This is a genomic window from Ruminococcus sp. 5_1_39BFAA (assembly GCF_964240875.1).
Lineage (GTDB): Bacteria > Bacillota > Clostridia > Lachnospirales > Lachnospiraceae > Blautia_A.
Genome location: NZ_CAXSVO010000007.1, coordinates 118561 through 131439, shown reverse-complemented (window position 1 = coordinate 131439; position 12879 = coordinate 118561). Strand labels below are relative to the sequence as shown.

At 46.9% G+C, this 12879-nt stretch carries 12 protein-coding genes and 1 tRNA gene; 1 reads left to right on the top strand and 12 read right to left on the bottom strand.

Features of this window, described 5'->3' with window-relative positions; all coding sequences use genetic code 11:
* Nucleotides 1-6: 6 nt before the first annotated feature.
* The 6 genes from ACESZH_RS10250 to glgB form a co-directional block, all read right to left on the bottom strand.
* Complete coding sequence (locus tag ACESZH_RS10250) at nucleotides 7-789, bottom strand: ABC transporter permease (RefSeq protein ID WP_373215142.1); 783 nt, start codon at nucleotides 787-789, stop codon at nucleotides 7-9.
* A complete protein-coding gene (locus ACESZH_RS10245; protein ID WP_373215144.1) occupies nucleotides 789-1667 on the bottom strand; it encodes an ABC transporter permease in 879 nt (292 codons plus the stop codon). The genes ACESZH_RS10250 and ACESZH_RS10245 overlap by 1 nt, the downstream gene beginning before the upstream one ends.
* Nucleotides 1660-2754 carry an ABC transporter ATP-binding protein gene (locus ACESZH_RS10240; RefSeq protein ID WP_373215146.1) on the bottom strand — a complete coding sequence of 365 codons (1095 nt, stop codon included), beginning with the start codon at nucleotides 2752-2754 and terminating at the stop codon, nucleotides 1660-1662. The genes ACESZH_RS10245 and ACESZH_RS10240 overlap by 8 nt, the downstream gene beginning before the upstream one ends.
* A gap of 85 nt (nucleotides 2755-2839) precedes the next feature.
* Nucleotides 2840-3136, bottom strand: a complete 297-nt coding sequence (locus ACESZH_RS10235) for a hypothetical protein (protein WP_373215148.1) — start codon at nucleotides 3134-3136, stop codon at nucleotides 2840-2842.
* Between the two features lie 100 nt (nucleotides 3137-3236).
* Nucleotides 3237-3309: transfer RNA gene (locus tag ACESZH_RS10230), tRNA-Thr, on the bottom strand.
* Nucleotides 3310-3370: 61 nt separating this feature from the next.
* On the bottom strand, nucleotides 3371-5557 hold the full coding sequence (gene glgB, locus ACESZH_RS10225; RefSeq protein ID WP_373215150.1) for a 1,4-alpha-glucan branching enzyme: 2187 nt from the start codon (nucleotides 5555-5557) through the stop codon (nucleotides 3371-3373).
* A 187-nt stretch (nucleotides 5558-5744) separates the two neighbouring features.
* Here glgB and ACESZH_RS10220 point away from each other — a divergent pair, with 187 nt between their 5' ends.
* Nucleotides 5745-6719 carry a carbohydrate kinase gene (locus tag ACESZH_RS10220; protein ID WP_373215152.1) on the top strand — a complete coding sequence of 325 codons (975 nt, stop codon included), beginning with the start codon at nucleotides 5745-5747 and terminating at the stop codon, nucleotides 6717-6719.
* A 99-nt stretch (nucleotides 6720-6818) separates the two neighbouring features.
* On the opposite strand, the gene ACESZH_RS10215 is transcribed toward ACESZH_RS10220, so the two are convergent.
* The 6 genes from ACESZH_RS10215 to ACESZH_RS10190 form a co-directional block, all read right to left on the bottom strand.
* The gene (locus ACESZH_RS10215) at nucleotides 6819-7082 is read right to left on the bottom strand and encodes an HPr family phosphocarrier protein (RefSeq protein ID WP_373215154.1); all 264 of its coding nucleotides are present in this window, start codon (nucleotides 7080-7082) and stop codon (nucleotides 6819-6821) included.
* A 38-nt stretch (nucleotides 7083-7120) separates the two neighbouring features.
* Nucleotides 7121-8386, bottom strand: a complete 1266-nt coding sequence (locus tag ACESZH_RS10210) for a zinc-binding dehydrogenase (protein ID WP_373215157.1) — start codon at nucleotides 8384-8386, stop codon at nucleotides 7121-7123.
* A 68-nt stretch (nucleotides 8387-8454) separates the two neighbouring features.
* A complete protein-coding gene (pfkB, locus tag ACESZH_RS10205; RefSeq protein ID WP_373215160.1) occupies nucleotides 8455-9384 on the bottom strand; it encodes a 1-phosphofructokinase in 930 nt (309 codons plus the stop codon).
* 15 nt (nucleotides 9385-9399) lie between these two features.
* Entirely contained in the window at nucleotides 9400-9867 is a 468-nt protein-coding gene (locus ACESZH_RS10200) for a PTS sugar transporter subunit IIA (RefSeq protein WP_373215162.1), read from the bottom strand.
* A 156-nt stretch (nucleotides 9868-10023) separates the two neighbouring features.
* Complete coding sequence (locus ACESZH_RS10195) at nucleotides 10024-10644, bottom strand: peptidase C39 (protein WP_373215164.1); 621 nt, start codon at nucleotides 10642-10644, stop codon at nucleotides 10024-10026.
* 90 nt (nucleotides 10645-10734) lie between these two features.
* Complete coding sequence (locus tag ACESZH_RS10190; RefSeq protein ID WP_373215167.1) at nucleotides 10735-12822, bottom strand: BglG family transcription antiterminator; 2088 nt, start codon at nucleotides 12820-12822, stop codon at nucleotides 10735-10737.
* Between the last annotated feature and the right edge of the window lie 57 nt (nucleotides 12823-12879).

Below are 12879 nucleotides of genomic sequence, written 5' to 3'. Positions count from 1 at the left end.
GTGTGATTACCTGTTCTTTTTCCGCCATCTTCCCACCAGGGAATACAATACCAACACCAGAAGCGTAACCGCCAGCATAATGGTACAAAGGGCATTGATCTCCGGTGTGACACCGGTCTTCATCTGGGTGTATACCTTTATAGGCAGAGTGGACAGCCTTGGACCATTGATAAAAATACTGATGACCACATCATCCATGGACATTGCAAAGGCTAAAAGACTGCCTGAGATCACTGCCGGCATAACAAGAGGCAGGGTAATGTCCCAAAATGCCCGGAGTGAGGATGCTCCCAGATCCCGGGCTGCCTCTTCCAGAGAGGGATCCATTCCCACCAGCCTGGCTTTTACCTCCATTAAAATATAGGGAACGCAGAAAACGGTGTGCCCGATCAACAGCGTCAGCATACCGAAAGGCAGGCTCAGCATGTAAAAAAACGCCATCAGGACCATACCCAGAATGATTTCCGGGATCATCAGGGGAAGGATGGAAATATATTCCATAACTCCCTTTGTCTTCCAGTGGATCCTGGAAAGCCCCACTGCTCCCAGCGTTCCGATGATCGCAGAAACAAGGCAGCTCAAAACCGCCAGGATCAGACTGTTTATAAGCGCCTCCAGCATAGCGCTGTCCCCGGCAAGCTGCTCATACCAGCGCAGGGAAAAGCCGGTAAACCTTACCGGAAGCTTTGACTCATTAAAGGAAAATACGATCACCACACCAATGGGAAGGTACATGAGAAAAAAGATCAGTCCCAGATAAAAATTGGCAAATTTTGAATTCTTTTTCATCAGATTCCCTCCAGTTCTTTGGCATTTGTGACCTTACGGTAAAAGACGATCATGATCGTGGTGAGCAGCATCATCACCACAGCAAGAGCTGCCGCAAAGGGCCAGTTGCTTCCTCTTGTCATCTGCTCCTGGATCAGGCTTCCCACCAGTACGATCTTGTTTCCGCCCAGAATATCTGCAATAAAGAACAGACCCATGGATGGAATAAAGGTCAGTATGATTCCCGACAAAAGCCCCGGAATCGTCAGCTTGAAGCTTATGCTCCAGAACGCCTGTGCTTTTGTGGCACCCAGGTCACGGGATGCCTCCACCAGCGACCAGTCCAGCTTTTCCGCACTGGAATATACGGAAAAGATCATAAAAGGCAGAAGCACGTAAACCATTCCGATCACGATCGCCGGATAGCTGTATAACAGTTTCAGCGGCTTTTCGATAATCCCCAGCTTCTCTAAAATAAAATTCATCAATCCCTTTTTCTGTAGAATGATGATCCAGCCGTAAAGACGAATCAGGGAATTCACCCAGAAAGGCAGCATTAAAAGCAGCATAGCTTTTTTCTTGCGCTTCTCGGGCAGCTTTGCCATAAAATAGCCAAAGGGATAGCCGATCAGCCCAATGAGCAGCGTGCTGGTCAGTGCCAGCTTAAAGGATTGGATAAAGGTATTTAAATACACCGGTTCCAGGATCTTTTTATAATTATCCAAGGTAAAGATCCAATCTACGCCGTGTACCTCTCCCGGTGTGGCAAAGCTTAATGCCACCATGTATAAAAGCGGACATGCCACAAAAATCAGGGTAAAAATATACAGCGGAAGTATCATCCATACAGAACGTGATGCCGGACGGCGCGCCTTGCCTGCGCGCCCTGCTCTACTCATTGCTCTCCTCCCGGTCTACCAGCACTGCATTCTTGGGAAGAAATCTCAGACAGACCTTCTGCCCCACTTCCACATCCGCATCAATTCCGTAGCGGCTGGCTGTGATCTCTGTCCCGTCAGGAAGCTCCAGAAGTACCCGAAGCTGTCCTCCGGCAAAATTCTTTTCTTTTACCGCAGCGTCCAGCATGTAGGACGCCGTTCCTGCACAGGATTCATTGAGCATAAGGTTTTCGCTTCGGACAGCCAGTGTCACCTTTTCTCCCGGCTGCAGCCGCTCATCTCCTGTCTCAGCCAGCACATTTCCACCGCTTGTCTTGATCAGTGCCTGTGTCCCTTCTGTGTGCTCCACGATCCCGGTCAGGATATTCGCATTTCCCACAAAGGTTGCCACGTAGCTTGTCTTCGGATGATTGTAGATCTCATCCGGCGTGCCGATCTGCTCAAAACGGCCGTTGTTCATCACTGCGATCCTGTCAGACATATTGATTGCCTCCTCCTGGTCGTGAGTGATATAGACAAAGGTAATGCCCAGCTTTTTCTGCAGGCGCTTCAGTTCAAGCTGCATAGTTCGGCGAAGCTGCAGATCCAGGGCTCCCAAGGGTTCATCGAGAAGGAGGACCTTTGGATTTTTTACCAGAGCCCGGGCAATCGCGACACGCTGTCTCTGACCGCCGGAAAGCTCTGAAGGCTTTCGCTTCTCAAACCCGGATAGCTGGACAAGCTCCAGCATTTCGCTGACCTTCTTTTTGATCTCATTCTTTGGAACTTTGTCCAGCTTAAGGCCGTATCCCACATTTTCAGCCACATTCATATGAGGAAAAAGCGCATAATTCTGAAAAACCGTATTCACATCCCGCTGGTTCGGTTCCAATCCGGTCACATCCCTGCCATCCAGATAAACGCTTCCAGAATCCGGTGTTTCCAGTCCTGCTATAATGCGCAGCGTGGTGGTCTTTCCGCAGCCGGATGAACCCAGCAGTGTAATAAATTCCCCTTTTCCGATCGCAAGGCTGATACCTTCTAATACACCTTCCTCATCTGTGAAGCTCTTCTTTATATTCTTTAATTCCAGAGAAATTTCTTTCATCAGTTTCCCCCTTCTTCTTTTGATCATGGTTTTAAAAAAGGCAAAAAAAGATACGGAACCCAACAGACAAAGCAATTTTGCTTTATCATCGGCAATGCCAATGCGACGCTGGTTGTAGCGTCAGTCTATGCGTGGTTTCCGTATATATATAATCGCCATATATGGGAAGTGCCTCCAATGGAACTCCTAAAGACTCTTCCTTTTTTTCAACAAGAAATAAGCCAGGTCCGTCCTGCTCCATCCAGTCAGCGCGCACACCGGTAGAGCCGGTGTTCTCCACATCCAGTCCAAGGCCACGTAAAAAAGCCGCAACACGTGCTGCGGTTTCTTTTTCGATTTTCTTTTCGAAAAAGCCGGGAGCGGGATGGGACAGGATCATCATTTCTCGTTATCCTCCATAAACATCTGCGGTACATGTCATTCCTTGTAAATCAAAGAGCCAAAACCCAGAAGATCATTCAGGTTTCAGCTCTTTCTCAGCAAGCTGGAAATGAGACTCGAACTCACGACCCCTTCATTACGAGTGAAGTGCTCTACCGACTGAGCTATTCCAGCTTGTGTTCGACACAAATGATATTATACCGTATTTTTCAAAAAAAGCAAGCAGTTTTTATAATTATTTATTATCTGCCCCTTTTTTCTTTTTTGCAGCAGATTTCTTTGGTTCGGCATCCTTCTTTCCTGCAGTGGATTTTTTCACCACAGCTTTCTCTTCCATCGGCGTACAGGTGAAAATGGAAACACCCAGGGCAGGCACCTTCAGCCTGATGGAATGATCCCGTTCATCGCAGGTTGCATTTTTTGCCGTCTTCACACGAAGATTCACGATGCCTTCACCGCCGTATTTCCTTGCATCGCTGTTGAAGATTTCTTTATACTTTCCTGCAAACGGTACACCTGTCTGGTAATCTTCATAGGGAACAGCCGCAAAATTACATACCGCAAGAAGCGTATCCTCCGGCTTCTCCGTCTTTCTCAGGAAGACAAGCACATTTTCCTCATACTTCATAAGCTGTACCCACTCAAAACCATCGTAGGAATCATCCTTCTCATAAAGCGCCGAATGTGCTTTATAAATTTCATTCAGATCCTGAATGCACGCCTTCAGACCGAACGGCATCCCCGCATCCGGAGCCATCATCTTGCATCCCGGATGAAGCATCATATAGGCATAGGCTTCTCTCACCTGAGCCGCCTTCTGCTTCTCATCTCCCGGAAGCTTTTCCATAAAGTCAGCCAGATTTCCCACATCACGCTGCCCCAGAGTCAGCACATAGTACTCAGAATAAGCATACAGCGAGGAAAGAGTAAGCTGGTCATGATAATGCTTTCTCTCAATTGGATCCACGGAAAGATAGGACAGAAAATCCTTTGTCCAGCCGCCGCTCCATTTATACCCAAAGCCTATGTGGTCGTTCTCCACACTGTCCGTAAGCTGAGGCCACAACCCATCCTCCTGGGCGATCAGGATTGCGCCAGGATTTCTTTTTGTCACGATAGAATTTAAGTGTTTTAAAAACTCCATGGCATGAAGGTTTTCATTGGAGCCGAACATATTCGGTGTCCATTCTCCGTTTCTTCTTCCATAGTCCAGATAAAGCATGGCGTCCACGTCATCCATGCGAAGACCGTCTGCATGATAAACCTCCAGCCAGAAGCAGGCATTGGAAATAAGGAAATCCTTGACCATGGGACTTTCATAATTGTAAAGCATGGTACCCCACATGGGATGCACAGCAGCAGAAGGATCCTGCACCTCATAAAGCGGAGTACCGTCAAACTTCTCCAATCCGCCCTCAAACCGTGGGAACTGCGCAGGACTCCAATCCAGGATCACACCCACGCCCGCCTGGTGAAGCCCATCCACCAGCTTCTGGAAATCCTCCGGTGTCCCGAATCTTGCAGTAGGAGCAAAATATGCTGCGGTGGGATATCCGTCTGTTCCATCCTCCATATATTCCATCACCGGATGAAGCTCCACATGGGTGTATCCCATCTCTGATGCAAAACGCACCAGCTCCTCACCGGATTTCCATTTTGTCAGGCTTGTCTCATAAATTGACATGGGCTGACAACGGTCAGAATATTTTTCCCGCTCCTTCATCCATTTCTGGTCATGCCACTCAAAGCTCTTAATATCCTCAACCACGCTGGCAAAGGACGGCGGCAACTCTGTTTTGTTTCCGTAAGGATCTTCCTTCAGACAGACAGCTCCTCCCTTTACCCTGATCTCGTATTTATAAACAGTTCCTGCGGACACACCGGGTACAAACAATTCAAAAATACCGGACATAGGCATCCTGTGCATAGCCAGATATCTGCCGTCCCAATTATTAAAAGGTCCGACAACACTGACACGCAGAGCATTTGGCGCCCACACGGAAAAATATGTTCCGGAAACGCCATTCACCACTGCCGGATGTGCTCCCAGCTTTTCATATGCCTGATAATACACCCCCGCGCAAAAAGCCCGCTCCTCAGCCTCCGTCATAAGCCCAGGAAAGGCATAGGCGTCATAAAACTCCGCTGTCCTGTCATCAAACTTAACACGGAACCGGTATGCCGGAATCTTCCTTGCCGGAATCAGAGCTGCAAAATATCCTGCCTCATCCTCCAGCTCCATGGCATATGCCTTTTTGCCAACCAAAACCTCTGCCGACTGTGCTTCCGGGAAAAAGCCCTGAACCAGAACGCCGTCCGGTGTCAGCCTGGGGCCCATCACATCCTTTGGGGATGTCTCCTCTCCGTAAATAATTCCTTCAATTCTGGGCCAGTCCATATATTCATAAATCTTTTCATTCATAATTAACTCTCTTTCCCCGCACATTTTGCGGCATAAGGATTCAATTCTTTTATTATAAAAGTATCTTTTTTCATTTTACCATCTTTATTTAGAAAAATAAAGGAATTTGTTTGACAAACTTCTTTGTCTGGGATAAATTGTTGTTAAGAGAAAAACGCATCAAGTTTTCTAAAGGAGGATTTTTTATATGGAAAGCAAATTGTTCGATGTAACCGCCATAGGCGAACTGTTGATTGATTTTACTGAGAACGGAACCAGTTCCCAGGGCAACCCTCTTCTGGAGGCAAATCCCGGCGGTGCTCCCTGTAACGTGCTGGCTATGCTGGAGCGTCTGGGCAAAAAAACTGCTTTTATTGGAAAAGTAGGTAAAGATATGTTTGGCAATCAGTTAAAAGCTGCTGTAGAGGAAGTAGGAATTGACACACGCAACCTGGTCATGGACGAGGAGGTTCACACCACTCTCGCCTTTGTTCACACCTACCCGGACGGCGACCGGGATTTCTCATTTTACCGCAATCCCGGCGCTGATATGATGCTTACAAAAGACGAGGTTTCTCTGGAACTGATCCAGAATTCCCGCATTTTCCATTTTGGTACTCTCTCCTCCACCCACGAGGGAGTCAGAGAAGCTACCCGCTACGCACTGGATGCAGCCAAAGAAGCAGGATGTATCATCACCTTTGACCCGAACCTGCGTCCGCCTCTCTGGAAATCTCTGGATGACGCAAAAACAGAAATTGAATACGGCTTGACAAAATGTGACGTACTGAAAATCTCTGACAACGAGGTGGAATTCCTTTTCGGTACCACTGACTATGACAAAGGTGCAGCTCTCATCCGTGAAAAATACAACATTCCCCTGGTACTGATCACCATGGGTAAGGACGGCAGCCGCGCATATTATAAAGACCTGCGTGTAGAATGCGCTCCATTCCTTCAGGAAAACACCATTGAGACAACCGGTGCCGGAGACACCTTCTGCGCAAGCATCCTGAACTATGTGCTGGAGCATGGCCTTGAGGGTCTGACCAGTGAAAACCTGCTGGAGATGATGACCTTTGCAAATGCTGCTGCTTCTCTCATCACCACCAGAAAGGGCGCTCTCCGCGTTATGCCGGAAAGGCAGGAGGTTCTGGATTTCATTGCAGCCTGCGGACGATAAGCAACAATTGAGAAAAAGCACCGGTGCTTTCAAAACTCCGGTGCTTTTTCCATGAAGGTTATTTAAGAATGAATATATGAATATGTGTGTTACCTGTGATTATTCTCCAAGTCCGCTCTCGATCAAAGCAACGATCTTAGCCAGATCTTCTGCCTCATTCTCACCATCGCAGCAAACTTCGATTTCTGTTCCGCATTTGATAGCGGCTGCCATAATGTTCAGGATGCTCTTGCACTGAACGGTTCTGTCACCTGTTTTAATGGTTACATTTGAATGGCATTTTCCTGCCTCTTTTGCTAATACTCCTGCTGGTCTTGCGTGAAGACCGGATTCATTTGTTACTGTAACTTTTTTGGATACCATATGATTTTCCTCCCGATTATAATTATTATAGGTTCTCCTTATGCTTCTACTCCAAAGTGCTCAAACAGGATTTTTTCTGCCTCTGCACTCCATAATCCTCTGTTTTTCTTGCATGCTGCGTCAAGCTTTGCAAACAACGGGTCTGTTTTTCCAAGCTCCTCGAAATCCTCGATTGCGGTCAGCGGCATATCAAACTGGGTATAGGTCAGTTTCTTGCCTCCCGGAATCTTAGGCAGGTTTAAGGTTGCGTCCACAATACTGTCAATTCCGCCTACATGTGTTACCATAACAGCCGGCTCAATTTTTCCTGCTGCTGCCAGAGTATTTGCCTCGATCAGGTCATCGTTGTTTCCTCCGGTGGTTCCCAGGATATGGGAGCTGGTGTAGTGAACATTGTACATATTGATCTCTGCGCTAAACTGGTTGTCTGTCGGGCCTGCAAAGAAGTTCATGCAGCCGTCAAATGCCAGGATCTTATCGCACATTTCCACAACTGGTTTGATAGGAAGCATTACAAAAACATCGTCATAGCCATGTCCGTCTGTGATAGCCATCAGACCTGCAACCGGATCTTCCATTTTTGCAGTGTTTACATAGATCAGCTCAACGCCGTTCTCTGCTGCCTTCTCCGGTGTGATCACCTCTGCTGCTCTTGCCAGCTTTGCATCGTCAATGTCAGTTACAACAATACGTTTCGGACGGTTCTCAAACTGGATTCCGTAGCTGATCATACCAAGACCCATCGGTCCGCAGCCGCCTGCAACCAGGATATTTCCATCTGCCTTTGTGCCGCCTGCAAGGTCGTGGTTTCTCTTATTGGTGTGATAATTTCCGTGATATCCGCCGATGCAGCAGCTCATTGGCTCTCCAAGAGATGCTTCGAAGAAGCTGTCGCCGTCATACGGCATCAGACAGCCAAGCTCCATTACCTCGTGAGGAATGATGCAGTAGGTGCAGGCTCCGCCGAAAAACTCATAGGAATATCCGGGAGATGCAAGGCTTCCCTTGTAGTTCAGCGCCGGCTGCTGTGCAAATTTCATGCCCGGTTTAAACTGATCCTTCCATTTTTCACCTACTTCTACGATAACACCTGCAAATTCATGGCCAATGATAACAGGGTTGGTGTCAATATTCTGAGGTGCTCTTTTATGCTTTTTGCCCTGCTCTGCCAGCTTGTAGGTGGACATGCAGATACTGTCGCTCATAACCTTTACCAGAATCTCGTCATCCTTGATTTCCGGTAATTCAAACTCCTCCAGACGAAGGTCTCTTGTTCCATATAATCTGACTGCTTTTGTCTTCATGATTTCTCTCCCTTTCATATTAGAATCCTGCTGTCCCTCTGACAGCTATTATTTTCACCAGGCAACATTTAAAGTGTTTCGATCACAACCTGTTCCTTTAAGGTGTCAACTACTTCTCTGGAAGGCGGTTTTGTACCCACTGTGGTAACAGCTCCGGCTGAAACAGCCATACACATTTTTACCATTTCCTCTTTATCAAGTCCTTTGTCCCAGGAATATGCCAGTGCTGCTACCATAGCGTCACCTGCGCCTACGGTGGAATGGGCTTTTACAGAAAGTGCCGGACATTTTACCTGATAGTCTCCGCTGATGATCATGGCGCCGCTTTTTCCCATAGATACGGCGATGGTCTGAATTCCCTTTTCCATGAATTTCCGTGCGATTCCCAAAAGCTCTTCATCGGATGCACGGTAATCCATTCCTGCAAACTCCTCCAGCTCCACACGGTTCGGTTTGATGATATCCGGGCCTGCCTCCAAAGCTCTCTTAAACAGCTCACCGTCCGCATCCATCAGCACCATGGAGCCTTTTTCGTGAACCCTGCGGGTAATCTCTCCGTAAATATCCTTTGATACGCCTGCCGGGATGCTTCCGGCAAGGACAAACATGGTATTTTCACCCGCATAGCTCTCAAGCTTTTCCATCAGCTTCTCTACTGCTTCCTCTGTGATCACCGGGCCGGGCTCGTTTAATTCGGTAACAGTGCCGTTTTCCTCAAAAACCTTTGTATTGGTTCTTGTCTCTCCGTCTACCCAGACAAAATCACTCTTGATCTCTTTCTCCTCCAGGACATTTGCAATGGTTCTTCCGTTATTGCCGCCCAGAAAGCCTACTGCTACGGTAGTTCCGCCAAGCTCCCGGATGGTTTTGGAAACGTTGATTCCTTTACCGCCGGCATCGTACTCCACTGTTTTTATCCTGTTCAATCCGCCATGCTGCATTTCGGTGATCTCCACCGTTTTATCAATGGCAGGATTCATGGTTACTGTGACAATCATTTTTCGTTTCCTCCTTTAATTACCGGAAAGCATATTGTAAACCGTGTCTACATCTCCATTTACAATCTTCTCTACGGAATCCGCTGCAAGCATTTTATCTGCGATCACGCCCAGGATTTCCAGGTGTTCCTCTCCAACGCCGGCGATTCCTATAACAATCTTAACAATTTCTTTTCCCCACTGGGTTCCCTCCGGGAAAACCATCACTGCGATTCCTGATGCCTTGATCTCTTTCTTGGCTGCCTCTACACCGTGCGGAAGCGCCAGCTCATTTCCCATATATGTGGAAAAAGATTTCTCTCTCTCGATCATTGCCTCCACGTAAGGCTGATCTACATATCCTGTATCTACCAGCATCTGTCCTACTTTTCTGATGACGTTCTCCTGTGTGTCTGCCTTACATCCTACCTGAATGTTCTCACGGTATAAAAGCTGTTTTTTCTCCTGCTGTACTGGCTCCTCTTTTTTCTTTTTGAAAAACATATCATATCCTCCTTGATTCTTCTTTATAACCTTTTTGATTTTGTTTTCGTTCCTCTTGATGGTTTTATTATAGTGCCATTGCCATGTATTTTTCAACTCAAAGAAAAAGGGATTTGGCGCCATCCGATAGCGCCAAATCCCTTCAGAAGTAATCTGCTAAATGAAATATTCAATCGTCTTTTCCGCAACAAGTTCTGTTTCTTTATTAAAAAGAAGCACTGCCTCTCTGTCCTCCTCCGGGCCAAGAGAATAGGTGGTGTTCCCTTCGCAGTTAAAATATTTCTCCGGAACGATCCTGTTATACCGGAAGGGCTGGTCTGTCACCATCACAATGTCCGGCTCATCGTATGGCTCCTCCTCATAAAAGGGATCAAACATATAGAGGAGACCATCCTTTTCCTCCGTCAAAAGCACATAGTGCTCCACCTCATAAATCAGCCTGAGTACCACCACGCCGCCTCTGTGGAGTGCATCGTTTATGTAGCTTCCACTCCCAAGATACACACATTTTCCTGCAAGATATTTTGTCTTAACAGACAGGCGTCCCAGCTTACCGAACTGATTGATCCAGTTGCTTAAAAACAGCATCGCCATTCTGGAGGTACCATGCTTTCCAGGCTCTCCCTCCTCGCCGTAGCAGTCCAGACAGTAAAGCATAATATTTCTGATAATTTCCGGAGGTATGTCCTCCCTGTCAAAAAGATAGCTGATCGCGTTCATCATGGTAGTGGGACCGCAATCGCATTCTGTCAACTGATAATGCAGAGGATTTTTCATATGTAACTCTTCCTTCCCGTTTCTGTAGTAAGTCCCTCTCATAGGGTCTGAACTTTCCGGTCACTTCTGGGAACGAATGATCAGCTTTCCCTACTGTATCCTGGAAAGATATTTGCTGAAAAACTTTTTTAAATGGGCAGACAATTCTTTTCGAATTTCTTCTTTGTCTCCCTTGCATACGGTATTGAGAAAATGGTCGTCCTCAGCCAGAATGGAACTGATATGACCCATAATTTCCGTATTGATCTTAACATTGCCGTCATCCGGTACCAGCATGATAAAAACAGCCCGGATCTGTTTAAAATACGGATTCAAAAACGGCCCCAGATCCTTTGTCATACAGACGGTAAATCCCGGTCGGATCACCCCTTTTGTCCTGGTATGAAGCAGCGCAAAGCCAAACTCCGCAAAAACCTGGCTGGCGATCCTTTCCCTGCGCCTTAGATCCTCCTGGATCATCTCCCCCATGTCCCGGTAAGGAGACAACTTTTCACCGATTGCAATGAGAAGCTCATCAAAGGTAATATAATTATCTACCTTGAAAAATTCCATATATTTAATAACTGCGTTGATCTGAGCCGCCACCAGATTGATTTCTTCCAACTGTGTGGAAAAGCTTGTCTCTTCTTTTTTCTTTTCCGGTGTCCGCTCATATTTATATACCAGTTTTCTCACCTGCTCCATATCGGAATCACTGAGCAGCGGATTGACAAAAACTGCAGGCGTATCCAACGGATCAATGGGAATACTGGCCACAAAAAAGTCGGTTTTTCCTGCGATATAAGGAGTGATATCATTTTTTCCATAGCATTTTATGATCACCCTCTCCTTAAATGCCTTTTCAAGCTTGGAGGACATCAGTCTGGAAATCCCGATACCGCTGGAGCACACAACGCCAACGCAGACCTTCCTGAATTTTTCATTCCGATTTTCCATACGGACCACGGCAGCTCCGAAATGAACGGCAAGGTAACCTGTTTCCGCCTCCGGTATTTCCTTTCCGATCCATTTTCCCATTACCTCTGCCACCCGCTGACACTTCTCAAATACCTCCGGGCAGTCCCTCTTAATATCTTCTAAAACGGGATTACTGATATTCATATTGTGGGTGATGCGGATAAAGGTAGGCTGAAGGTGCGCCAACAGACCCTGGATAAACTCATCATCCAGCTTCAGCAGATACGCCTTTTCCTGATCAAAAGCATCGATCATTTCATTGATCATGCGCTGCATCTCACGGCTTTCCGGCAGAGCTGTCTTTTTTTCATCCCACTGGATCTTTTCATGCTTTGCCCCTTTTAAATGAAGGCAGATATAGGCAACCTCCACAGGTGGGATCCGGATATCAAATTCCTCCTCCAGCTCCTGGGCAATACACAGCGCCAGGGAGTATTCCCCATCTCTGGGCATCTCCTCGCTCCATCTGGCATCTTTCTCAATGATCTCATTTTTCAGGATCCTATTGATGGCAATGGAAATGTGGATCACAAGACCTGTATAGGAGTTTTCCGTCAGGTTCATGATCCTGTCATCCTCCATACAGAGAATGCAGTTGATGACCCGCTTCAGGACATCATCATTGAGAATCTGTCCCAGATTGCTTTTTGCAAGCCCTTCCAGGCTGTCCGATTCAAACTCATAAGCTTCCTGCAAAAGCCTGGTATCTATATTTTCATTAATAAAAGCTTTTATTGCTTTTCGATAGCTTTCTTCGCTTCCCTCAATGGCTACACCGCTGCCCGGCTTACGGATCACATGTAGTTCGTATTTATTCAGCCATTCCTCCACAGCCTCCAGATCCGTGCTGACAGTAGCTTCACTGACCTTGAATTTACTGCTGTAATAAAACAGTTTTTTCAGTCCTTTGTCCTTCAGGATTTCCAGGATCAGCCTTTTTCTTCGCTCTTCCCGGTTGCTCACATCATAAGCGTCTCCGCTTTGCAGGTCTGCCAAAAGTCTGGCCTTTTCTTCAGCGCTTCCTTCCAGCCAAATGCCCACTCCTGTTTTTGACATAAACTGTATCTGATATGGTTTCAGGCTCATGTCGATATATTCCAGTTCTCTCTGTACGGTACGCTTACTGACCCCCACTTTTTCCGCAAGGTTCTTTACGGATATGTTCTGGTCCTCTTTCAGCATAACCCCCAGGATCTGCTTTGTCCGCGGTGTAAATTCCATTTTTCTCACCTTTTCCTTTTACAAATAGTAAGAAGTGCCGGAAACAGAATCTACCCT